Raw genomic sequence first — 21,037 nt, 5'->3', positions numbered from 1 at the left:
ACAGGGGCAGGGGGAGTGCCTATCATTGCGCGCCTATGTTGACCTCAAGACTCCCCGGCAGGGTCGAGCCCTACAAGCTCGCGGCCCGTGCCGAACACCTGGAAGGCCTGGTGGCGCTCGCCGAGCTGGCCCGACTCGAAGACGAAGTCGGCGCCCAGTCCGGCGACGGTCAGGTGTGGCTGGATTTCGGCATCGATCCCCAGGGGCGCCGGGAGATTCGCGGCCACCTGGACGTCGAACTGCAGATCCCCTGCCGGCGCTGCCTGCAGCCCATGGCGCAGCGAGTCGAGAGCGACTTCCGGCTGGGGATGGTCACCAGCGACGCCCTGGCCGCCGAGCTGCCGAGCACCCATGAGCCGGTGCTGGTGGAAAACGAACAGCTGAACCTGCTGGCGGTGGTGGAGGATGAGATCATCCTCAGTCTGCCCCAGGTGGTTTACCACGACGAGGCCGAGTGTCCGGTCTCGCGCGACCAGCTGACAAGCGGGGAGGCGACCGATGCGTCGGCCGACGCCCCGGCGAACCCTTTCGATGTGCTGCGGCAGATCAAGGGCAAACTCTGATACACCCTCGTTTCACTCTGGAGTGACAACCCATGGCAGTTCAACAGAACCGCAAGACTCGTTCCAAGCGCGGCATGCGCCGCAGCCACGACGCCCTGACCTCGGCGGCCCTGTCTCAGGACAAGGAAACCGGGACCACCCACCTGCGTCACCACGTGGCGCCGGACGGCTTCTACCGCGGCCGCAAGGTCGTCGACGTCTAAGACGACGGCGACGCGAGTGGTAGTGGTGGGCCGCTGACGTGCGGATCGCCATCGATGCGATGGGCGGGGACCTCGGTCCCCGCCCGGTCGTGATGGGGGCCGCTCAGGCGGTCGGCGCCGACCCTCATCTCGAGCTCCAGCTGTTCGGACGCGCCGAGCGGCTGCGTGACGAGATCTCCCGCCTGCCGCGGCCGCTGGCCGCGGCGGCGTCGCGTCTGCGGGTCGGCGACGCGCCGAAGGTGATCGAGCAGGCGCAGGCGCCCAGCGAGGCGCTGCGCCACGGCGCCGGCACCAGCATGGCCGAAATGCTTGCCAGCGTCGCCCGGGGCGAGGCCGTGGCCGGCGTCAGTGCCGGCAACACGGGTGCCCTGATGGCCCTGGCGCGGCGTGCCCTGGGCACGGTGGCGGGCATTCCCCGGCCGGCGATCAGCACCGCCATCCCCACCCGGGACCGGGGGCGCTGCTACCTGCTCGACCTGGGGGCCAACGTCGAGGCGAGCGCCGCGCGCCTGGTCGACTTCGCCCTGATGGGGGAGGTCATGGCTCGCCGTGTGGATGGCCTGGTCGCGCCTCGGGTGGCGCTGCTCAATGTCGGCGTCGAGGGCACCAAGGGGACTGCCAGCGTGCGCGAGGCCGATGCCTGGTTGCGGCAGTACCCGGGCATCCGCTATCTCGGCTACGTCGAGGGCGACGGGGTCTTCAGCGGTGCCGCCGACGTGGTGGTCTGCGACGGCTTCGTCGGCAACGCGGTGCTCAAGGCCAGCGAGGGCCTGGCGCGCCTGCTGGTGGAGCGGGTACAGGCGACCTTCGAGGCCCACTGGAGCAGTCGCCTGGTGGGGCTACTGGCCCGGCCGGCACTCAAGCGCCTGAGGGGCGAGCTCGACCCCGTCCGCTACAATGGGGCCAGCCTGCTGGGTCTCGCCGGGATCGTGATCAAGAGCCATGGCGCTGCCGACGCCACGGGCTTTCGCTTCGCGGTCCAGCGGGCCGCCAGCGAAGTGAGCCACGACCTGCCGAGCCGGCTGGCCGCAGAACTGAACCATCGACGGTCCGCTCTCGACTCGGCCGCCGTCGGTCGAGTCGAGAGCGGATCCGGACCCCAGGGTCCGATCCTGCCGGGTGCGTCCGGCATCGACGACAGTCAACAAGCGCAAAGGTGATCGACATGACACAATCCCTTGCCCTCATCTTTCCCGGGCAGGGCTCGCAGCAGATCGGCATGCTGCGCGAGCTGGCGGAGCGCTACAGCGTGGTACGCACCACCTTCGAGGAGGCCTCCGACGCCCTGGGGTATGACCTCTGGCAGGTGGTTCAGGAGGGGCCGGCCGAGGCGCTCAACGCCACGGCCTGCACCCAGCCGGCGCTGCTCACCGCCAGCGTCTCGATCTGGCGCGTCTGGCAGGAGCTGGAAGGCCCGAGGCCCGTGGCCATGGCCGGCCATAGCCTGGGCGAGTACAGCGCCCTGGTGTGTGCCGGGGCCCTGACCTTCGCCGAGGGCGTACGGCTGGTGAAGCTGCGCGGCGAGGCGATGCAGGAAGCCGTGCCGGTGGGCGAGGGCGCCATGGCGGCGATCCTCGGCCTGGACGACGCCGCCGTCGAGCAGGCCTGCGCCAGCGCCGCGGACGGCGACGTGGTCGCCGCGGTCAACTACAATGCCCCCGGTCAGGTGGTGATCGCCGGCGGCAAGGCGGCGGTCGAGCGAGCCATCGTGGCCTGCCAGGAGGCCGGGGCGAAGCGCGCCATGCCGCTGCCCGTGTCGGTGCCGTCCCACTGCGCGCTGATGCGCCCGGCCGCCGAGCGGCTGGCCGCGGCCATGGAGGCGATCGAGCTGCGCGCGCCGCGCTACACGGTCTACCAGAACGTGGACGCCCAGGCGCACGCCGACGTGGAGACCCTGCGCACGCGGCTGATCGAGCAGCTCTATCAGCCGGTGCGCTGGACCTCCTGCATCGAGGCCATGACCGGCCAGGGCGCCGAGGTGTTCATCGAGTGCGGTCCCGGCAAGGTGCTCACCGGCCTCAACAAGCGCATCGCACGGGGCAGCAAGGGGCTGGCGGTCAACGACCCGGACAGCCTCGCCGCTGCCCTCGAACTGGCCAGGGAAGCCGCCGGCCAGTCGCCGACGGCCAACGGCTGATTCATCCTCAGGACGCAGATGGAAGAGACCATGACAACCGAGCGTAGAGTCGCCCTGATCACCGGGGCCAGTCGCGGCATCGGCCGCGCCACCGCCCACGAGCTGGGGCGCCAGGGTCGCATCGTGATCGGCACCGCCACCAGCGATGCCGGCGCCGAGCGGATCGATGCCGATCTTGCCGCGGCGGGCATCGAGGGGGGCGGCCGCAAGCTGGACGTCACCGACCAGGCCAGTGTCGACGGGTTGATCAAGGCGATTACCGAGGAGTTCGGCGCGCCGACCATCCTCGTCAACAACGCCGGCATCACCCGCGACAACCTGCTGATGCGCATGAAGGAGGACGAGTGGGATTCGGTGATCGACACCAATCTCAAGTCCGTCTATCGCGTCAGCAAGGCCTGCCTGCGCGGCATGACCCGCGCGCGCTTCGGGCGCGTCGTCTCGATCAGCTCGGTGGTGGCCACCATGGGCAACCTGGGGCAGACCAACTATGCCGCCGCCAAGGCGGGGATGGAGGGGTTCACCCGGGCGCTGGCGAGGGAAGTCGCCTCGCGCGCCATCACCGTCAATGCGGTGGCGCCGGGCTTCATCGCCACCGACATGACCGAGGCGCTGCCCGAGGAGCAGCACAAGATGCTGCTCGGCCAGATTCCCCTGTCGCGCCTCGGTGATCCCGAGGAGATCGCGGCCGCGGTGGGCTTCCTGACCGGCGAGTCCGCTGGCTACATCACTGGCGAAACCCTGCATGTCAACGGCGGCATGAACATGCGTTGAGGCCATCGGAGGGAGGCGGTTGCGCCGACCCCGGGGCGTCTATAAACTACCCCGCAGCTTCCGGCTAGCGGATCTGGATCTTTAACGGCTGGTTTCCGAACGGCCAATCTGAACGACTGGAGTAGTCATAATGAGCACCATCGAAGAGCGCGTTAAGAAGGTTGTGGCTGAGCGTCTGAACGTCAAGGAAGAAGACATCCAGAACTCCTCTTCCTTCACCGAAGACCTCGGCGCGGATTCCCTGGACACCGTCGAGCTGGTGATGGCGCTCGAAGAAGAATTCGACACCGAGATTCCCGACGAGGAAGCCGAGAAGATCACCACCGTTCAGGAAGCCATCGACTACGTCAACGCCCACCAGTAAGGTGGCGGTCGATACCGCTGACTGAAGCGTCCGGGGCGTTGCCCCGAGGAGAGCCGTCCTGCCGTCGCAGGACGGCTCTCGTGCTATGCGCGCCGGGCACTCGTCGAGCCCGCACAGGACGGGGAGACTCGGGTATAATGCGCGCAATGACGATCCCGCGAGGGGGTCGTGTCACCAAGGTTGTCTGGAGGAAAGCTGATGGCTCGTAGAAGGGTTGTGGTGACCGGGCTCGGTCTGGTCACGCCGGTGGGAAATACCGTCAAGGAGAGCTGGTCCAATATCCTGGCCGGCAAGAGCGGTGTCACTCCCATCGACCACTTCGATGTCAGCGCCTTCAATACGCGCTTCGGCGGGTCGGTGAAGGACTTCGACATCAGTCCCTATCTCAATCCCAAGGACGCCCGCAAGATGGACCTGTTCATCCAGTACGGGATGGCGGCGGGCGGCCAGGCGATCGCCGATGCCGGGATCGAGTGCACCGACGAGAATGCCGATCGCATCGGGGTGGCGATCGGCTCGGGCATCGGCGGCCTGCCGATGATCGAGCACAACCACAATGCCCTCAACAAGGGCGGGGCGCGCCGGATCTCGCCGTTCTTCGTGCCGGGGTCGATCATCAACATGATCTCCGGCAACCTGGCGATCCAGCACGGTTTCCGCGGTCCCAACATCGCGATCACCACCGCCTGCACCACCGGGACCCACAACATCGGCTACAGCGCGCGCACCATCGCCTACGGCGACGCCGACGTGATGGTCTGCGGTGGCGCCGAGATGGCGACCACCCCGCTGGGCCTCGGTGGCTTCTCGGCGGCCCGGGCGCTGTCCACGCGTAACGACGATCCCGCGGCGGCGAGCCGCCCCTGGGACCGCGACCGTGATGGCTTCGTGCTCTCCGACGGCGCCGGGGTGATCGTGCTCGAGGAGTACGAGCAGGCCAAGGCCCGCGGGGCGACCATCTACGCCGAGCTCACCGGCTTCGGCATGAGCGACGACGCCTACCACATGACGGCGCCGCCGGAAGACGGCCGCGGCGCGGCCCGCTCGATGAGCAACGCCATCCAGGATGCCGGCATCGACCCCTCTGCGGTCGACTACATCAATGCCCACGGCACCTCGACCGCGGCCGGTGACCTGGCCGAGAGCCGGGCCGTCGAGAAGGTGATGGGTGACGCCGCCAGCTCGGTGGCGGTCAGCTCCACCAAGTCGATGATCGGCCACCTGCTGGGCGCGGCCGGCGCCGTGGAGGCGGTGTTCAGCATCCTGGCGATCCGTGACCAGGTCGCGCCGCCGACCATCAACCTGGACAACCCCCAGGAGGGCTGCCGGCTCGACTACGTGCCGCATACCGCGCGCGAGATGAAGATCGACGTCAGCCTGTCGAACTCCTTCGGCTTCGGCGGCACCAACGGCACGCTGATCTTCAGCAAGGTGTGACCCCGGGAGGCGCGGCGTGACGACGGAGGCGGCGATCAGCGACTGGCCGCTGGAGGATCGCGGCGTCGCCTATGGCGACGGTCTCTTCGAGACCGTGCTGGTGCGCAACGGCGTCCCCCAGCTGTGGGAGCAGCACCTGGCCCGCCTCGCCCGGGGCTGCCGGGTGCTGGGCCTGCCCATGCCCGCCCGGGAGGCGCTGGAGGCGCCCCTGGGCGAGGCCGGCGAGGGCCTCTCGGTGCTCAAGCTGATCCTGACCCGCGGCAGCGGCGGTCGAGGCTACGCCCCTCCGGCGACGCCGGCCCCCCGGCTGCGCTGGCGCCTCGCGCCGTTCGCGCCCGACGCCGAGCGCTGGCGCGAGGGCGTGAGGGTGCGCCTTTGCCGGCTGCGGCTCGGCACCCAGCCCCTGCTCGCCGGCCTCAAGCACCTCAACCGCCTCGAGAACGTCCTGGCCCGCGCCGAGTGGACGGACGCCGGCACGGCCGAGGGCCTGCTCAGCGACGGCGAGGGGCGGCTGGTGGAGGCCACCTGCATGAACCTCTTCTGGCAGCGCGACGGCGTCCTCGAGACGCCCCGGCTCGACCGCTGCGGCGTGGCCGGCACCCTGCGCGCGGCGCTGCGCGAGCGCGCGCCGATCCGGGAGGTCGACGCCGCGCCCGAGGCGCTGGAGCGGGTCGAGGCGCTGTGGCTCGGCAACTCCCTGCAGGGGCTCTGGCCGGTGGCGCGGCTCGACGATGCCGAGGGCAACCCCTTGAAGCACTGGCGCGTCGGGGCGCTCCATCGCCCCCTGCAGGCCCTGGCCCACGAGGCGCTGGGCTACCCCGCTATTACCCCATGAACGAAGCGTCGTGATGACGAAACGAGGACACGCATGCTGCGTCTGCTGAAGATCCTGCTGGTGCTGGCCCTGCTGGCGGGCCTGGCGCTGTTCGCCGGCCACCGCTACTGGCAGTCGCGCCTCGAGGCGCCCATCGCCCTCGAGGCGGAGACGCTCTACGAGGTGCCGGCCGGCGCCGGCTACCATCGCGTGGTCGGAGAACTGGCCGAGCGCGGCATCCTCGAGGAGGTCTGGGCCTTTCGCCTGCTGGCACGCCTGGAGCCCGAGAGCCTGCCCGACCTGCGCCCCGGCGAGTATCGCCTCGAGCCGGGGATGAGCGGCCGCGAGCTGCTAACGCTGCTGGGCAGTCACGAGGTGGTCACCTATTCGCTGACCATCCCCGAGGGCTGGACCTTCGCCCAGATGCGCGAGGCCCTCGACGAGGCGCCCAAACTCGCGCACCGTACCGAAGGGCTCAGCGACGCCGAGGTGATGGCGCTGCTCGACCGGGAGGAGCGCCATCCCGAGGGCTGGTTCTTCCCGGATACCTACCGCTATCACAAGGGGCTCAGCGACCTGGAGATCCTGCGTCAGGCCCTCGAGCGCATGGAGAGCACTCTCGAGAGCGTCTGGGAAGGGCGCGACGAGGACCTGCCGCTGGAGAGCGCCTACCAGGCGCTGATCATGGCCTCGCTGATCGAGCGTGAGACCGGCGCGCCCGAGGAGCGGCCCGAGATCGCCGGCGTGTTCAAGCGTCGCCTGGAGCGCGGCATGCGCCTGCAGACCGATCCCACCGTCATCTACGGCATGGGCGAGCGCTACGCGGGCAACATCACCCGGGCCGACCTGCGCGAGCCGACGCCCTACAATACCTATGTGATCGATGGGCTGCCGCCGACGCCGATCGCCCTGCCGGGGCGCGCCGCCCTGGAGGCCGCAGTGCAGCCGGCCGAGGGCGAGACGCTCTATTTCGTCGCCCGCGGCGACGGCACCCACCACTTCTCGCGCACCCTGCGCGAGCACAACAACGCGGTGAACCGGTATATCCGCAATCGCTGACCATGGAGCGGCCTCCCACATGACCGAGCGCGGACGATTCATCACCCTGGAAGGCGGCGAGGGAGTGGGCAAGTCCACCAACCTCGCCCTGGTGGTCGATCACCTGCGGGCCCACGGGCACGAGGTGGTGGCGACCCGCGAGCCCGGCGGCACCCCTCGGGCGGAGGACATCCGCCGCCTGCTGCTGGACCCCATCGAGGAGGAGCCCCTCGACCCGGACGCCGAGCTGCTGCTGGTCTTCGCCGCTCGCGCCCAGCACCTGGCGCGGGTGATCGAGCCGGCGCTGGCCCGCGGCGCCTGGGTGGTCTGCGACCGCTTCACCGATGCCACCTACGCCTACCAGGGCGGCGGGCGCGGCCTCGACGCCGCGCGCATCGCCGAGCTCGAGGCCTTCGTCCAGCAGGGGCTCCAGCCCGACCTGACCCTGCTGCTGGACATGTCCATGGAGGCCGCCCAGCGGCGCCTGGAGGGTCGCCTCGCGGGGCAGGGCGAGCAGCGCGACCGCTTCGAGCGCGAGCGCAGCGACTTCTTCGAGGCGGTGCGCCGCGCCTACCTCGCCCGCGCCGAGGCCGCCCCCGAGCGGGTGGCGGTGATCGATGCCGGGGCCGGTCTCGACGAGGTCAAGGCCGAGCTGCTGGCTTGCCTGGACGCGCGGGTGGCGGCATGGCGATGAGCGTCGTCGAGGTACCGCGGCCGCTGCCCTGGCTGATGCCGCGCTGGCGCGAGCTCGTCCGGCTGGCCGACGCCGGGCGGCTGCCCCACGCCCTGCTGATCTCGGGCGGGCACGGCATCGGCAAGCACTCCCTGGCCGAGGCGCTGGTGGCCCGCACCCTCTGCGCCTCGCCCGGCGAGACCGCCTGCGGCCGCTGCCATTCCTGCCACATGCTCGCCTCGGGCTACCACCCCGACCTGCTGCGGGTGGCGCCGGAGGAGGGCAAGCGGCTGATCCGCATCGGCCCGGTGCGCGAGGTCAACGCCTTCGTCGCCCAGACCGCCCAGCAGGGCGGCTACCGGGTGATCACCATCGCCCCGGCCGAGGCGATGAACGTGGCGGCCTCCAACGCGCTGCTCAAGAGCCTCGAGGAGCCGGGCGGGCGCACCCTCTTCGTGCTGCTCTCCGACATCCCCTCGCGGCTGCTGCCGACCATCCGCTCACGCTGCCAGCACTGGAGCCTGCCCGTGCCCGCCGAGGCCGACTGCCGGCCCTGGCTGACCGAGCAGCTGGGGGGCGAGGAGGAGGCCCACTTCTGGTATCGGGCCGCGGGCGGACTGCCGCTGCGCGCCCTGGAGCTCGCCGAACCGAGCGCCCGGGCGCTGCGCCAGCAGCTGGTCGAGACCTTCGAGGCGCTGATGCGCGGTGGCGAGCCGGTGGCCGAGGCGGCCCGGCTGGATCGCCAGTCCATCGACGCCATCCTGTGGTACGGTATCATCTGGCTCGAGGACCTGATCCGTCTGGGGCTCTCCGGCGATACCGCCGAGCTGCGCAACCCCGACCTGCTGGTGCTCTATCGCCAGGCGGTCAAGAACGCCCGGGTCCGCGACTGGTTCCGCCTGCTGGACTACGCCCGCGAGCAGCGACGCCTGCTGGCCGAGGGCGGCAACCCCAACCCCCAGCTGACCCTCGAGGCCTGGCTGGTACGCTGGGCCACGCTGCTGCGTTCCTGAGACGCCGCGCGTCGCCGACGCTTCGCATAGGGAGAGACCATGGCCGCACAGAAGGCGCTTTCGCTGACCATCCAGGATGTCCCGACCCTGCTCTCGGCCTACATGCCGGTGCTCGAGCGCGGCGGCATCTTCGTCCCCACCCGCGAGCGCTACGCGCTGGGCCAGGAGGTCTTCCTGCTGCTCATGCTGCCCGGCGACGAGGAGCGCGTGCCGGTCACCGGCCAGGTGGTATGGGTCTCGCCCGAGGGCGTGGCCGGCCGCCGGGTCCCCGGTATCGGCATCCACTTCAGCCCCGACGACCAGGCCGTGCGCGACCGCATCGAGACGCTGCTGGCCGGCCAGCTGGACAAGGGCGCCCCGACCTACACCCTCTGAGCGACGGGCCCGGCCGCGCGCCGGCCCTCACGCGTCTGAACCCACTCTGCGATTCCGGAATTCTCCTGCATGTTCGTCGACTCCCACTGCCACCTCGATCGCCTCGACCCCGCCAGCCACGATGGTGACCTCGCCGCCGCCCTCGAGGCCGCCCGCGCGCGGGACGTGCGCCAGTTCCTGGCCATCGCCGTGACCCTGGACGACGTGCCGGCCCTGGCCGAGATCAGCCGCGCCCATGACGACGTGGTGATCTCGGCCGGCATCCACCCCCTGCAGACCCTCGAGGCGGAGCCCGACGTGGCGGCGATCACCGAGGCGGCCGAGCGCTACGGCGCCGTGGCCATCGGCGAGTGCGGCCTGGACTACCACTACCTCGACAGGTCCCCCGAGTCGGTGCCCGCCCGGGAGGTGCAGCTCGAGCGCTTCCGCCGCCAGCTGATCGCCGCCCGCGAGCTCGAGCTGCCGGTGATCATTCACACTCGCGAGGCCCCCGAGGACACCCTGGCGCTGATCCGCGAGCACGTCGACCCAGCGGTGGGCGGGGTGCTGCACTGCTTCACCGAGGATCTGGACATGGCCCGGGAGGCGGTGCGCCACGGCTTCTACATCTCGCTCTCCGGCATCGTCACCTTCCGCAACGCCGAGTCGCTGCGCGAGGTGGCGCGGCGGGTGCCGCTGGACCGGCTCCTGATCGAGACCGACAGCCCCTACCTGGCCCCGGTGCCGCACCGCGGCAAGCCCAACGAGCCGGCCTGGGTGGTCGAGGTCGCCGAGTGCATCGCCCAGGCCCGGGGCATCAGCGTCGAGGAGGTCGGCGCCCAGACCACCGCCAACTTCTACCACCTGTTCCGCGCGGCGGCCCCCGAAGCCCCGTCGGGCGTGCGCGACGCCCTCTCCCGCGCCGGGCTGGTCTAGGCCGAAACGCCACCGATAGAGGCCGCTGCCATGACCCTCGACCCCCTCCTGGCGCAGATCGAGCCCCACGGCGAGATTCCCCCCGTGGATCGCTGGCACCCCGCGCAGCGCGGCGAGATGGACCTCACCATCGCCGCCGACGGGCGCTGGCTCCACGAGGGCAGCGCCATCGCGCGGCCACGGCTGGTGCGGCTGCTGTCGACCATCCTGCGTCGCGAGGCGGACGGCGACTACTGGCTCGTGACCCCGGCGGAGATGCAGCGCATCCGGGTCGAGGATCGTCCCTTCCTGGTCGTCGACGCCGAGCCCGACGGCGACGGCGACTGGTGGCTCACCACCAACGTCGGCGACCGCGTGCGCCTGGATGAGGCTTGCCGGCTGGTCCTCAGCGAGACGCCGACCGGCGAGACGATTCCCGAGGTGCCGATCCGCTTCGGCCTCTCCGCCCGGCTGGGGCGCAACGTCTACTACCGCCTGGTGGAGGGCGCCGAGAGCCGCGAGGGCGAGCGGGGCGACCTTGAGCTGGGCCTGACCAGCGGCGGCGTCTGGCAGCCGCTGGGCCGGCTCGAGGCCGCCGAGCGCGGGGACGGCGAGGGCTCATGAGCGAGCGTGTCGCCGCGAGCCCGTCGCTGACCGCCGAGCAGCAGGCGGTGGTCGCCCACGAGCGCGGCCACGCCCGGGTCGCGGCCGTGGCGGGGGCCGGCAAGACCACCACCATGGTCGCCCGGGTGCTGCACCTGCTGGCGCGCGGCGTGCCCCCGGGGCGGATCCTCGTGCTGATGTTCAACCGCTCGGCCCGGGAGGACTTCCAGGCGCGGCTCGCCGCCATGGCGCCGCCCGGCCAGGCGCTGCCCGACGTGCGCACCTTCCATTCGCTGGGCCACCGGCTCTCCGCCAGCCTGACCCGCTGGGGGGCGCTGGCGCCTCGCCAGCTGCTCACCGCCGACTGGCAGCTCGAGCGGCTGCTGCGCCAGGCGACCCAGGCGGCGCTCGCCGAGGAGCCCGAGGCCAGCGAGACGGCGCTGGACGCCGAGCGCCTCGAGGCGCTGGCCCACTTCTGCGGCCTGGTGAAGGCCGAGATGGCGTCGCCCGCCGACCTGCACGCGCGGCTGGACTTCGGCGAGGAGACCGGCCACTTCGTGGCCGCCTTCGAGCACGCCGAGCGTCTGCTGGCCGAGCAGAGGCTGATGACCTTCGCCGACCTGCTCTACCGGCCGCTGCGGGCGCTGGAGGCCGACGCGGCGCTCCGGCGCCGAGTGCAGGGCTTCCTCGATCACGTGGTGATCGACGAGTACCAGGACATCAACACCGCCCAGCAGCGCCTGCTGGCGCTGCTTGCCGGGCGCGAGGCCGAGGTGATGGCGGTGGGCGATGCCAACCAGTGCATCTACGAGTGGCGCGGCGCCCACCCCGACACCATGCTGGAGAACTTCACCGCCACCTTCGGCGCGGCCCGGGACTATCCGCTCTCCACCACCTTCCGCCACGGTCACGCCCTGGCGCTGACCGCCAACCATGCCATCGCCGCCAACCGCCGGCGCCCCGACCAGCTCTGCCTGGCCGCCCCCGGTAACCCGCACACCGGACTGGCGGTGGGGCAGGGCGGCTCGGCGCTGCTCGACGAGCTCGCCGGCTGGCAGCGCCAGGGGCGGGGCCTCGACGAGGCCTGCCTGCTGGTACGCAGCTGGGCGCTCTCGGTGCCGCTGCAGCTGGCGCTGCTGCGCGAGGGCATCCCCTTCCGGCTGGCCCGGGAGGATCGCTTCGTCTTCCGCCTGCCGCTGGTGGAGGCCCTGGCGGGCTACCTGCGCCTGGCCCTGGAGCCCCGGCTGCTCGAGGACCCGGGGCACCTCGCCCTGCTGCTCGCCCAGCCGACCACCTTCGTGGCCCGGGAGCGGATCGCCGCCCTGGCCTCCCGGCTGGCCGAGACCCAGCGCTGGCCCGAGCGTCACGATCCCCTGCTGGCGGGGCTCAAGCCCCACCAGCGGCGCACCCTCAAGCGGCGCTGGGCGCTGCTCTGCGAGCTGCCGCGGCGCGTGGGCTGGCCGCCCGCCCGCCTGCTCGAGCACGTGATCGAGGCGGTGGAGGCCGAGAAGGTCCTCAAGCGGGCCGCCGCGCGCCGCGACAAGGGCGAGGAGGACGTGCGCCTGCTCGACGTGCTGGTCGAGCAGGCCCGGGAGCTCGGCCACGACACCGCCGCCTTCATCGAGCTCTTGTGCCGCCCGGTCGAGAACCGCCAGGACGGCGTGCTGGTCACCACCGTGCACGGGGCCAAGGGGCTCGAGTGGCCGCTGGTGCTGCTGGCCGGCACCAACGAGGAGGACTTCCCCCACTACACCCGCGACAACCCGCTGACGCCGGCGAGGCTGGAGGAGGAGCGACGCCTCTTCTACGTGGCCATCACCCGGGCCCGGGAGCGCCTGGTGCTGCTCCACGACGGCGGCGAGCACCGCCCCAGCCGCTTCATCGGCGAATCTGCCTGGCAGGACGGCGAGCGCGTCGCCCGGCGGCTGGCCGACGCCGGGGAGAAGGAGGAGGGCGCCCCGCTGGCGGTGTCCGACCCCGCGCTCGTGGGGCGCTACCTGACGGCGCTGGGCCGCCCGCTGCCGCTCGCGCCGGCGCAGCCGGAGGCGCCCGCGCCGGGACGCCTCGCCCCGGGTCAGTTCCGGGTCGGCCAGGCCCTGCGCCATGCGGTCTTCGGCGAGGGGCAGATCGACGTGGTCGAGGGCGATCCCGACAACCCGGTGATCGAGGTACGCTTCCGCACGGCCGGCCGGCGCCGCTTGATCGCCTGCCGCGCCCCCATCGAACTGCTGGACGGAGCCGACGCATGACCGAGCCGCTGATCTCGGCCGCCACCCTGGTCGAGGCCCTCGAGGGCCCCCAACCGCCTCGCCTGCTGGACTGCCGCGCCCGCCTGGGCGAGCCCGACGCCGGTCGCCGGCTGTGGATCGAGGCGCACCTGCCGGGCAGCTACCACCTCGATCTCGATCGCGACCTGGCCGCCGCGCCGGGGGCGGGCGGCCGGCATCCGCTGCCCGCCCCCGAGGCCTTCACCGCGGTGCTGCAGCGCCTGGGCATCACGCCGGACCAGCCGGTCGTGGTCTACGACGACATGGGCGGGCAGCTCGCGGCGGCGCGGGCCTGGTGGATGCTCGCCTGCTGGGCGGGGCATCCCGACGTGCGCCTGCTCGACGGCGGGGTGAAGGCCTGGCTGGCGGCGGGAGGCGCGCTTCGCGAGGATGGCGACCCGGACGGCCTGCCGGCGCCGTCGCGCTGGCGACCGACCTACCGCGACGCGGCGCTCGCCGGGGTCGACGAGGTCGCCGCCACCCAGGCCCTGACGGTCGACGCCCGCATCCGGGAGCGCTTTCGCGGCGAGGCCGAGCCCGTGGATCCGGTGGCCGGCCATATTCCCGGCGCGGTGTGTCGCCCCAGCGCCGACAACCTCGACGCCGGCGGCCACTTCAAGCGCGCCGAGGCGCTGGCCCGGGAGCTGCCCGAGGCCGACGCGCTGATCGCCTACTGCGGGTCGGGGGTCACCGCCTGCCACAACGTGCTGGCCTACGCCGTGGCCGGCCGGACGCTGCCGAGGCTCTTCGTCGGTTCCTGGAGCGAGTGGATCACGGACCCCGCGCGCCCCGTCGCCACCGGCGACTGACGCGACGCGAACGCTCGACCACCCCCGCAACGTGAAGCGGCCCCGCCAATGGCGGGGCCGCTTCACTCGTGCCGTATTGGCGTTACGTTACATGTTCGGGTAATTGGGCCCGCCGCCCCCCTCCGGCGCCACCCAGGTGATGTTCTGGGCGGGGTCCTTGATGTCGCAGGTCTTGCAGTGCACGCAGTTCTGGAAGTTGATCTGGAACTTCGGCGTGCCGTCGTCGGCCTCGACCACCTCGTAGACCCCGGCCGGGCAGTAGCGGCTCGCCGGCTCGGCGTAGGTGGGCAGGTTGTCGCGGATCGGCAGCTCCGGGTCGGCCAGCTTCAGGTGGCAGGGCTGGTCCTCCTCGTGGTTGGTGTTTGACAGGAACACCGAGGAGGGCTTGTCGAAGGAGAGCTTGCCGTCGGGCTTGGGGTAGTCGATCTTCTCGCACTCGGCCGCCGGCTTGAGCGTCGCGTGGTCCGGCGTGGTGTCGTGGACGTTGGGCAGCTTGCCGCCGAGGAGCTGGTCGAGGAAGTTGTAGGCGCCGCCGCCGACGGTGCCGTACTTGTGGATCGCCGGGCCGAAGCTGCGGCTCTCGTCGAGCTCCTGATAGGCCCAGCTCGCCTCCCACTTCTCGGTGAAGGCGGCGAGTTCGCGTCCGCCCTCGTCACCCTGCTGGAGCGCCTCGAAGACCGCCTCGGCGGCCACCAGCCCGGACTTCATGGCGGTGTGCAGGCCCTTGATCTTGGCGAAGTTCAGGGTGCCGGCGTCGCAGCCGATCAACAGGCCCCCGGGGAAGGTCATCTTCGGCAGGCAGTTGAGGCCGCCCTTGGCGATGGCCCGGGCGCCGTAGGCCACCCGCTTGCCCCCCTCGAGGTGCGCCTTGAGCACCGGATGGTGCTTCATGCGCTGGAACTCGTCGAAGGGCGAGAGCCAGGGGTTCTGGTAGGAGAGGTCCAGGATCAGGCCGACCACCACCTGCTGGTTCTCGGCGTGATAGAGGAACCAGCCGCCGTGGGTCTGCTTGTCCAGCGGCCAGCCGGAGCCGTGCAGCACCAGGCCCGGTTCGTGCTGCTCGGCGGGGACGTCCCACAGCTCCTTCAGGCCGATGCCGTAGTGCTGGGGGTCCTTGCCCGCGTCGAGGTCGAAGTCGCGGATCAGCCGCTTGCCCAGGTGGCCGCGGGCGCCCTCGGCGAAGAGGGTGTACTTGGCGCGCAGCTCCATGCCCGGCATGTGGCCGTCCTTGGGCTGGCCGTCGGCGCCCACGCCCATGTCGCCGACGAGGATGCCCTTGACCACGCCCTCCTCGACGATCGCCTCCTGGGCGGCGAAGCCGGGGAAGATCTCCACGCCCAGCGCCTCGGCCTGCTCGCCGAGCCAGCGGCAGAGGTTGCCGGCGCTGATCACGTAGCGGGTCGACTCTTTATCATGGTTCTGGCCGCCGGTGTTGTGCATGGTCTTGGGCACCAGGGCGTTGGGCAGTTTCTGGGCCTTCTCGGCGTCCTTGAGCAGATAGAGCTCGTCACGAGTCGCCGGGGTGGTCAGCGGCGCGCCGCGCTCTTCCCAGTCGGGAAACAGCTCGTTGAGGGCGCGGGGCTCGAAGACCGCCCCGGAGAGGATGTGGGCGCCCACCTCGGAGCCCTTCTCCACCACGCACACCGTCAGCTCCTGGCCGGCCTCGCCCGCCTGCTGCATCAGGCGCGACGCCGCCGAGAGGCCCGAGGGACCGGCACCGACGATGACCACATCGAAGTCCATGGAATCGCGTTCGACTTGTTCTTCCACCTGCTCTTCTCCTTCTGTCCCCGCGGACGCGGTCTGCGGATGCGACCAACGTCGATAGGATTTAAAACGGTCGTTTGCTTCTAGCCATGTCTCATGATAGGCATAATAGCGGCAAAGGGTCACCCCCTGCGATGGTGCACGGGAGGGGCCGACAGGAGAGGGGGCCGGGCTGGCCCTGTCCGGACGGGGATTGTTGATCCGCGCCGGGCATGGCACATTGGGCACGTTTTTCGCTGCAGCGCCTATCAAACGCTTGCATGAAACGCATAAGAGTATGCCGGCCGGTTCCAAGGAGGCGCGTTTCCCGCCCGCTCGCTTGGGTGGTCGAGGCCGCTTCTCCCATCATCAGGTTCCCAGTGTGAACCAAGCGAGGACACTATGAAGGTACTCGTCGCGGTCAAACGCGTCATCGACTACAACGTCAAGATCCGGGTCAAGCCGGACCAGTCCGACGTCGACCTCACCAACGTCAAGATGGCCATGAACCCCTTCTGCGAGATCGCCGTGGAAGAGGCGGTGCGCCTGAAGGAGAAGGGCGTGGCCAGCGAGGTGGTCGTCGCCACCGTCGGTCCCAAGGCGGCCCAGGAGCAGCTGCGCACCGCGCTGGCGCTGGGCGCCGACCGTGCCATCCACGTCGAGACCGACGAGCGCGTCGAGTCACTGGGCGCCGCCAAGGCGCTGGCCAAGCTCGTCGAGGAGGAGCAGCCGGGCCTCACGATCCTCGGCAAGCAGGCCATCGACACCGACAACAACCAGACCGGCCAGATGCTGGCGGCGCTGACCGGCCTGCCCCAGGGGACCTTCGCCTCCGAGGTGGTCGTGGAGGGCGACACGGCCAAGGTGACCCGCGAGATCGACGGCGGCCTGCAGACCGTCGAGCTGACCCTGCCGGCGATCGTCACCACCGACCTGCGCCTGAACGAGCCGCGCTATGCCAAGCTGCCCGACATCATGAAGGCCAAGAAGAAGCCGATGGACGTCAAGACCCCGGCGGACCTCGGCATCGAGGTGGCCTCCAGGGTCAAGCTGGTCAAGGTCGAGCCGCCGGCCGAGCGCCAGGGCGGCGTCAAGGTGGGCTCCGTCGATGAGCTCGTGGACAAACTCAAGAACGAAGCCAAGGTGATCTCATGAGCATTCTCGTCCTGGCCGAACACCATGATGGCGCCCTGGCCGGCGCTACCGCCCACGTGGTCGCCGCGGCGAAAGAGATCGGTGGCGACATCGACGTCCTGGTGGCCGGCGAAGGCGTCTCCGCCATCGCCGAGGCGGCCGCCAAGCTCGACGGCGTGAGCCGCGTCCGCGTCGCCGATCACGCCGTCTACGCCCACCAGCTCGCCGAGCCCATGGGCGCGCTGCTGGCCGAGCTCGCCGACGACTACTCCCACGTGCTGGCGGTGGGCTCCACCACCGGCAAGAACGTGCTGCCGCGCCTGGCCGCGCTGAAGGACGTGGCGCAGCTCTCCGAGATCATCGCGGTGGAGAGTGCCGACACCTTCAAGCGGCCGATCTACGCCGGCAACGCCATCGCCACCGTGCAGAGCGACGACGCCCTGAAGGTGATCACCGTGCGCGCCACCGCCTTCGACGCGGTGGGCGAGAGCGGCAGCGCCGCCATCGAGGCGGTGGAGACCGTGGTCGACAACGCCCAGTCCAGCTTCGTCGGCGAGCAGCTCGCCGAGAGCGACCGTCCCGAGCTGGGCGCCGCCAAGGTGGTCGTCTCCGGCGGGCGCGGCATGGGCAACGGCGAGAACTTCAAGCTGCTTGACGGCATCGCCGACAAGCTGGGTGCCGCCATCGGCGCCTCGCGCGCCGCGGTCGACGCCGGCTTCGTGCCCAACGACATGCAGGTCGGCCAGACCGGCAAGATCGTCGCCCCTGAGCTCTACATCGCCGTGGGTATCTCGGGTGCCATCCAGCACCTGGCGGGCATGAAGGACTCCAAGGTGATCGTCGCCATCAACAAGGACGAGGAGGCGCCGATCTTCCAGGTCGCGGATTACGGCCTCGTCGGCGACCTGTTCGACGTCCTGCCGGAGTTGGAGCAGAAGCTCTAGGCGCACTCGCGCCTGGTGCCCCGTTCGCTCTTTCAAGGCCGGCCCCTCGTGGGCCGGCCTTGTCGTAGGTCGGCCATATAGGGAGCACCTCCTTGATTAACGAGAGCTTTTAAAGAGATAACGAGAATTATTAGCAACAAGTGTGCTTCTCTGCCATCCTGTGAGGTGCATCGGGGCGAGGGCCCCACGGATACCCGCTAGGAGGAAGTCACATGCCGCATACCCTTCCTGATCTTCCCTACGCCTACGACGCCCTGGAACCGCACGTCGATGCGCTGACCATGGAGATCCACCACTCCCGTCACCATCAGACCTACGTCAACAACCTCAACGCCGCCCTCGAGGGGACCGGCCTCGAGGAGGTGCACGTCGAGGAGCTGATCGCGAACCTCGACCACGTCCCGGAGAGCCATCGCCAGGCCGTGATCAACAACGGCGGCGGTCACGCCAACCACTCCATGTTCTGGCAGATGATGTCGCCCGACGGCGGCGGTCAGCCCCACGGCAAGGTGGCCGAGGCCATCGCCAGCGAACTGGGCGGCTTCGACGCCTTCAAGGAGGCCTTCACCAAGGCGGCACTGGGCCGTTTCGGCAGCGGCTGGGCCTGGCTGAGCGTTACCCCGGAGGGCACCCTGACGGTGGAGAACACCCTCAACCAGGACAGCCCGATCATGGAGGGTCGCTGGCCGGTGCTGGGCCTGGACGTCTGGGAACACGCCTACTATCTGAAGTACCAGAACAAGCGCCCGGACTACGTGGCGGCCTTCTTCAACGTCATCGACTGGGACGACGTCGAGCGTCGCTACCAGAACGCAACCGGCTAGGGTCACCGGCGCATCGCGTTCGTCGCGCTCCTCTCCCGGCGAACGCCAGGAGTGAGCCCCGGCGGTCGCCGGGGCTCGCCAGCCGCGGACCCGACGTCCACGGCCTGCCCCGAGGGGAAGCGGCGTTCGTCCCGTCTCACCCTCATCGTGTCGGGGATCTCCTCGTCCCGAGCCCCCTCGATGCCTGCCTGGCTCCTCACCCTCCATCCGCTGGCGCCGGCCTCCATCACCGAGATGACGCCGGACTCCATCACCGAGATGACGCCGGACCTACGGAGCGTGGCCGAGCACCGCGCGGCCATCGGCGGCGTCGTCGAGGGGCGCCGAGCGCTCCGCGTCGTTTCGCGATATCGAACGCCACGTTGCGAGGTTCATGGCTGAGAACTCTCATGAGACGCATTATCATTGCCCTCCTTTGACCGGGCGCGAACGCGTCCGGCGAGTCGAGGAGCTTCCATGTCAGTTTCCCTGCCCAGGGCGTCGACCCTGATCGGCGCCTGCCTGGTGGCGGCCGTTGCCCCCGCGGTCACCCCGGCCCAGGCACGTACCCTGGACACCGCCCACGGCGAGATCGAGGTGCCGGACGCCCCCGAGCGCGTGGTCACCCTCTATGAAGGCGCCCTGGATGCCGCCCTGGCCGCCGGCGTGATGCCGGTGGGCGCGGTGACCACCCGCGGCGGCGACGACGTGGCCCGCTACATCGCGCCGCATCTCGGCGATCAGCGCCCGGCGATCGTCGGCGTGGTGCGCGAGATCAACATGGAGGCGGTGGTCGGCGAGCGCCCGGACCTGATCCTGGCCGGCCCGAGCCTCGCCGATGCCCAGTACGCGCTGCTGTCGAAGATCGCCCCCACCGTGGTGCCGCAGAGCCCGGGCATCACCCCCGAGGCATGGAAGGTCGAGGGGCGCCAGTTCGGCGAGGCCCTGGGCCGCGAGGACGCGGTGAACGCGGCCATCGAGGGCGTCGAGACCCGGGCCGCCGAGCTGGCCGAGCGCGTGGACGCGGCAGAGGTCGGCGCCACCGCCAACCTGGTGCGCTGGATGCCCCAGGGCCCGCTGGTGATGTCCGACCGGCTCTTCGCCAGCGGCCTGCTCGAGGCCGTCGGCCTGGACGTCGCCTCCGGTGAGCTGGTCAACGGTCATGGCGTGCACAGCGATCCGCTGAGCCTGGAGAACCTGTCCAAGCTGCAGGGCGACTGGCTGTTCCTGGCCACCCTCAACGAGGAGGGCGACGAGGCCCTGGCCGCGGCCAAGGATTCCCCGGCCTTCGCCCGCCTGCCGGTGGTCGACAGCGGCCGGGTGGTGCCGGTGGACGGCCAGCTGTGGACCAGCGCCAACGGCCCGCTGGCCGCCGAGGCCATCCTCGATGACATCGAAGCGGCGCTCGTGCCCTGATGTCGAAGGCCGCCTCCGTCAACATCGAGCCCCGCCCATCGGCAGGGCTTTCCCGTGTCATGCCGATGCTGTCCGGCCTGCTGGCGCTGGCGGTGCTGGCCAGCCTGCTGTGGGGCGCCGGCGAGGTCGGTCCGGCCCGCGCCCTGGCGGTGCTCGCCGGCCACGGCGACAGCGAGGCGCGGTTCGTGGTCGAGACCCTGCGCCTGCCGCGCACCCTGATCGGCATCGCCGTGGGGCTGTCCCTGGGCGTGGCCGGCGCGCTGTTGCAGGCCGTGTCGCGCAACCCGCTGGCCGAGCCCGGGCTGCTCGGCGTCAGCCCCGGGGCCGCCTTCGCCGTGGCCGTGGCGCTATGGCTGGGCGCCAGTGCGGCGACCCTGCGCGTGGCCGTGGCCCAGGTCGGTGCCCTGGGCGGCTGCCTCGCGGTGATGAGCGTGGCACGCCTGCGCGGCCCGGGCGACGACCCGGTGCGCCTGGTGCTGGCCGGGGCCGCCTTCTCGGCACTGCTGGTCTCGCTGACCTCGCTGCTGCTGCTGTTCGATCAGCGCACCGCCGACGAGATCCGCTTCTGGGTAGTCGGCAGCCTGGCCGGGCGCCGCCTCGACGACCTCGCCGCCGTGCTGCCGAGCCTGGTCCTGGCGCTGGTCGTCACCGCGCTGATCGCCCGGCCCCTGGCGGCGCTGGCGCTGGGCGAGCGGGTCGCCTCGGGCCTCGGCCATCGCCCCGGCCGGGTGCGTGCGCTGGTGGTGATCGCGGTGGCGCTGCTGGTCGGCGCCGCCACCGCCATCGCCGGGCCGATCGCCTTCGTCGGCCTGGTGGTGCCCTTCGCGGCCCGCGCCCTGGCCGGCCCCGATATTCGCCGCACCCTGTGGCTGTGCCTGCCGCTGGGCCCGCTGATGGTGCTCGCCGCCGACGTGGTCTCGCGGCGGGTGGTGGCGCCGTCGGAGTTGCCGCTGGGCGTGCTCACCGCCCTGGTCGGCGCCCCGGTGCTGGTCGCCGTGGTGCGCGCCCGTCGACTGCCGACCCTGTGAGC

General features: G+C 71.0%; 23 protein-coding genes. 22 read left to right on the top strand and 1 reads right to left on the bottom strand.

The genetic code is table 11. The features are described 5' to 3' along the window. Window positions 1-35 precede the first annotated feature (35 nt). The 16 genes from FIU83_RS11295 to FIU83_RS11220 all read left to right on the top strand — a co-directional run bounded on the left by FIU83_RS11295 (window position 36) and on the right by FIU83_RS11220 (window position 13,964). Window positions 36-563 (top strand): YceD family protein, encoded by a 528-nt coding sequence (locus FIU83_RS11295; protein ID WP_152484135.1) that lies wholly within the window; start codon window positions 36-38, stop codon window positions 561-563. A gap of 32 nt (window positions 564-595) precedes the next feature. Continuing rightward, complete coding sequence (gene rpmF, locus FIU83_RS11290; RefSeq protein ID WP_108446852.1) at window positions 596-766, top strand: 50S ribosomal protein L32; 171 nt, start codon at window positions 596-598, stop codon at window positions 764-766. A 38-nt stretch (window positions 767-804) separates the two neighbouring features. Next, window positions 805-1,926, top strand: coding sequence for a phosphate acyltransferase PlsX (gene plsX / locus FIU83_RS11285; RefSeq protein ID WP_152484134.1), 1,122 nt, complete (start codon window positions 805-807; stop codon window positions 1,924-1,926). A gap of 5 nt (window positions 1,927-1,931) precedes the next feature. Beyond that, complete coding sequence (gene fabD, locus FIU83_RS11280; protein ID WP_152484133.1) at window positions 1,932-2,903, top strand: ACP S-malonyltransferase; 972 nt, start codon at window positions 1,932-1,934, stop codon at window positions 2,901-2,903. A gap of 30 nt (window positions 2,904-2,933) precedes the next feature. Further along, window positions 2,934-3,677: a 3-oxoacyl-ACP reductase FabG gene (gene fabG / locus FIU83_RS11275; protein ID WP_152484132.1), complete on the top strand. Its 744-nt coding sequence runs from the start codon at window positions 2,934-2,936 to the stop codon at window positions 3,675-3,677. A 130-nt stretch (window positions 3,678-3,807) separates the two neighbouring features. Continuing rightward, complete coding sequence (gene acpP, locus FIU83_RS11270; protein WP_008956801.1) at window positions 3,808-4,041, top strand: acyl carrier protein; 234 nt, start codon at window positions 3,808-3,810, stop codon at window positions 4,039-4,041. A gap of 198 nt (window positions 4,042-4,239) precedes the next feature. Then, the gene (gene fabF, locus FIU83_RS11265) at window positions 4,240-5,478 is read left to right on the top strand and encodes a beta-ketoacyl-ACP synthase II (RefSeq protein ID WP_152484131.1); all 1,239 of its coding nucleotides are present in this window, start codon (window positions 4,240-4,242) and stop codon (window positions 5,476-5,478) included. A 16-nt stretch (window positions 5,479-5,494) separates the two neighbouring features. Continuing rightward, complete coding sequence (gene pabC, locus FIU83_RS11260) at window positions 5,495-6,313, top strand: aminodeoxychorismate lyase (protein ID WP_253939457.1); 819 nt, start codon at window positions 5,495-5,497, stop codon at window positions 6,311-6,313. A 33-nt stretch (window positions 6,314-6,346) separates the two neighbouring features. Further along, on the top strand, window positions 6,347-7,351 hold the full coding sequence (gene mltG, locus FIU83_RS11255) for an endolytic transglycosylase MltG (RefSeq protein WP_152484130.1): 1,005 nt from the start codon (window positions 6,347-6,349) through the stop codon (window positions 7,349-7,351). Between the two features lie 19 nt (window positions 7,352-7,370). Beyond that, a complete protein-coding gene (gene tmk, locus FIU83_RS11250) occupies window positions 7,371-8,024 on the top strand; it encodes a dTMP kinase (protein ID WP_152484129.1) in 654 nt (217 codons plus the stop codon). After that, on the top strand, window positions 8,015-9,016 hold the full coding sequence (locus FIU83_RS11245; protein ID WP_152484128.1) for a DNA polymerase III subunit delta': 1,002 nt from the start codon (window positions 8,015-8,017) through the stop codon (window positions 9,014-9,016). Before tmk ends, FIU83_RS11245 begins: the two co-directional genes overlap by 10 nt. Window positions 9,017-9,055: 39 nt before the next feature. After that, on the top strand, window positions 9,056-9,391 hold the full coding sequence (locus FIU83_RS11240; RefSeq protein WP_108446859.1) for a PilZ domain-containing protein: 336 nt from the start codon (window positions 9,056-9,058) through the stop codon (window positions 9,389-9,391). A gap of 69 nt (window positions 9,392-9,460) precedes the next feature. Next, a complete protein-coding gene (locus tag FIU83_RS11235; protein ID WP_152484127.1) occupies window positions 9,461-10,306 on the top strand; it encodes a TatD family hydrolase in 846 nt (281 codons plus the stop codon). A gap of 30 nt (window positions 10,307-10,336) precedes the next feature. Next, on the top strand, window positions 10,337-10,909 hold the full coding sequence (locus tag FIU83_RS11230) for a DUF1285 domain-containing protein (RefSeq protein WP_152484126.1): 573 nt from the start codon (window positions 10,337-10,339) through the stop codon (window positions 10,907-10,909). Continuing rightward, a complete protein-coding gene (locus FIU83_RS11225; RefSeq protein WP_152484125.1) occupies window positions 10,906-13,137 on the top strand; it encodes an ATP-dependent helicase in 2,232 nt (743 codons plus the stop codon). The genes FIU83_RS11230 and FIU83_RS11225 overlap by 4 nt, the downstream gene beginning before the upstream one ends. Continuing rightward, window positions 13,134-13,964 (top strand): sulfurtransferase, encoded by an 831-nt coding sequence (locus FIU83_RS11220; protein WP_152484124.1) that lies wholly within the window; start codon window positions 13,134-13,136, stop codon window positions 13,962-13,964. Before FIU83_RS11225 ends, FIU83_RS11220 begins: the two co-directional genes overlap by 4 nt. Before the next feature lie 87 nt (window positions 13,965-14,051). Here the strand turns inward: FIU83_RS11220 and FIU83_RS11215 are convergent, their stop codons facing one another. Further along, a complete protein-coding gene (locus FIU83_RS11215; protein ID WP_152485342.1) occupies window positions 14,052-15,707 on the bottom strand; it encodes an electron transfer flavoprotein-ubiquinone oxidoreductase in 1,656 nt (551 codons plus the stop codon). Between the two features lie 405 nt (window positions 15,708-16,112). Here FIU83_RS11215 and FIU83_RS11210 point away from each other — a divergent pair, with 405 nt between their 5' ends. The 6 genes from FIU83_RS11210 to FIU83_RS11185 all read left to right on the top strand — a co-directional run bounded on the left by FIU83_RS11210 (window position 16,113) and on the right by FIU83_RS11185 (window position 21,035). After that, window positions 16,113-16,865: an electron transfer flavoprotein subunit beta/FixA family protein gene (locus tag FIU83_RS11210; RefSeq protein WP_152484123.1), complete on the top strand. Its 753-nt coding sequence runs from the start codon at window positions 16,113-16,115 to the stop codon at window positions 16,863-16,865. Next, window positions 16,862-17,788: an electron transfer flavoprotein subunit alpha/FixB family protein gene (locus FIU83_RS11205; protein WP_152484122.1), complete on the top strand. Its 927-nt coding sequence runs from the start codon at window positions 16,862-16,864 to the stop codon at window positions 17,786-17,788. Before FIU83_RS11210 ends, FIU83_RS11205 begins: the two co-directional genes overlap by 4 nt. A 212-nt stretch (window positions 17,789-18,000) precedes the next feature. Further along, window positions 18,001-18,612 (top strand): superoxide dismutase, encoded by a 612-nt coding sequence (locus FIU83_RS11200; RefSeq protein ID WP_152484121.1) that lies wholly within the window; start codon window positions 18,001-18,003, stop codon window positions 18,610-18,612. A 180-nt stretch (window positions 18,613-18,792) separates the two neighbouring features. After that, the gene (locus FIU83_RS11195) at window positions 18,793-18,993 is read left to right on the top strand and encodes a hypothetical protein (RefSeq protein WP_152484120.1); all 201 of its coding nucleotides are present in this window, start codon (window positions 18,793-18,795) and stop codon (window positions 18,991-18,993) included. Window positions 18,994-19,068: 75 nt separating this feature from the next. Beyond that, window positions 19,069-20,007: an ABC transporter substrate-binding protein gene (locus tag FIU83_RS11190; protein ID WP_152484119.1), complete on the top strand. Its 939-nt coding sequence runs from the start codon at window positions 19,069-19,071 to the stop codon at window positions 20,005-20,007. 59 nt (window positions 20,008-20,066) lie between these two features. Then, window positions 20,067-21,035 (top strand): iron ABC transporter permease, encoded by a 969-nt coding sequence (locus tag FIU83_RS11185; protein ID WP_152484118.1) that lies wholly within the window; start codon window positions 20,067-20,069, stop codon window positions 21,033-21,035. Window positions 21,036-21,037 lie beyond the last annotated feature (2 nt).

The organism is Halomonas sp. THAF5a, from assembly GCF_009363755.1.
Taxonomy (GTDB): Bacteria; Pseudomonadota; Gammaproteobacteria; order Pseudomonadales; family Halomonadaceae; genus Halomonas.
The sequence above is the reverse complement of the archived record's forward strand: the minus strand, read 5'-3'. Positions and strand labels throughout refer to the sequence as shown.

Excerpts from the sequence above, each read along its gene's own strand:
- fabF (WP_152484131.1), top strand. The coding sequence starts at position 4,240 with ATGGCTCGTAGAAGGGTTGTGGTGACCGGGCTCGGTCTGGTCACGCCG.
- FIU83_RS11295 (WP_152484135.1), top strand. The coding sequence starts at position 36 with ATGTTGACCTCAAGACTCCCCGGCAGGGTCGAGCCCTACAAGCTCGCG.
- FIU83_RS11225 (WP_152484125.1), top strand. The coding sequence starts at position 10,906 with ATGAGCGAGCGTGTCGCCGCGAGCCCGTCGCTGACCGCCGAGCAGCAG.
- fabG (WP_152484132.1), top strand. The coding sequence starts at position 2,934 with ATGACAACCGAGCGTAGAGTCGCCCTGATCACCGGGGCCAGTCGCGGC.
- mltG (WP_152484130.1), top strand. The coding sequence starts at position 6,347 with ATGCTGCGTCTGCTGAAGATCCTGCTGGTGCTGGCCCTGCTGGCGGGC.
- FIU83_RS11185 (WP_152484118.1), top strand. The coding sequence starts at position 20,067 with ATGCCGATGCTGTCCGGCCTGCTGGCGCTGGCGGTGCTGGCCAGCCTG.
- acpP (WP_008956801.1), top strand. The coding sequence starts at position 3,808 with ATGAGCACCATCGAAGAGCGCGTTAAGAAGGTTGTGGCTGAGCGTCTG.
- FIU83_RS11230 (WP_152484126.1), top strand. The coding sequence starts at position 10,337 with ATGACCCTCGACCCCCTCCTGGCGCAGATCGAGCCCCACGGCGAGATT.
- fabD (WP_152484133.1), top strand. The coding sequence starts at position 1,932 with ATGACACAATCCCTTGCCCTCATCTTTCCCGGGCAGGGCTCGCAGCAG.
- FIU83_RS11235 (WP_152484127.1), top strand. The coding sequence starts at position 9,461 with ATGTTCGTCGACTCCCACTGCCACCTCGATCGCCTCGACCCCGCCAGC.
- FIU83_RS11210 (WP_152484123.1), top strand. The coding sequence starts at position 16,113 with ATGAAGGTACTCGTCGCGGTCAAACGCGTCATCGACTACAACGTCAAG.
- tmk (WP_152484129.1), top strand. The coding sequence starts at position 7,371 with ATGACCGAGCGCGGACGATTCATCACCCTGGAAGGCGGCGAGGGAGTG.
- FIU83_RS11215 (WP_152485342.1), bottom strand. The coding sequence starts at position 15,707 with ATGGACTTCGATGTGGTCATCGTCGGTGCCGGTCCCTCGGGCCTCTCG.
- FIU83_RS11205 (WP_152484122.1), top strand. The coding sequence starts at position 16,862 with ATGAGCATTCTCGTCCTGGCCGAACACCATGATGGCGCCCTGGCCGGC.
- FIU83_RS11220 (WP_152484124.1), top strand. The coding sequence starts at position 13,134 with ATGACCGAGCCGCTGATCTCGGCCGCCACCCTGGTCGAGGCCCTCGAG.
- rpmF (WP_108446852.1), top strand. The coding sequence starts at position 596 with ATGGCAGTTCAACAGAACCGCAAGACTCGTTCCAAGCGCGGCATGCGC.
- FIU83_RS11200 (WP_152484121.1), top strand. The coding sequence starts at position 18,001 with ATGCCGCATACCCTTCCTGATCTTCCCTACGCCTACGACGCCCTGGAA.
- FIU83_RS11195 (WP_152484120.1), top strand. The coding sequence starts at position 18,793 with ATGCCTGCCTGGCTCCTCACCCTCCATCCGCTGGCGCCGGCCTCCATC.
- FIU83_RS11240 (WP_108446859.1), top strand. The coding sequence starts at position 9,056 with ATGGCCGCACAGAAGGCGCTTTCGCTGACCATCCAGGATGTCCCGACC.
- FIU83_RS11245 (WP_152484128.1), top strand. The coding sequence starts at position 8,015 with ATGGCGATGAGCGTCGTCGAGGTACCGCGGCCGCTGCCCTGGCTGATG.
- FIU83_RS11190 (WP_152484119.1), top strand. The coding sequence starts at position 19,069 with ATGTCAGTTTCCCTGCCCAGGGCGTCGACCCTGATCGGCGCCTGCCTG.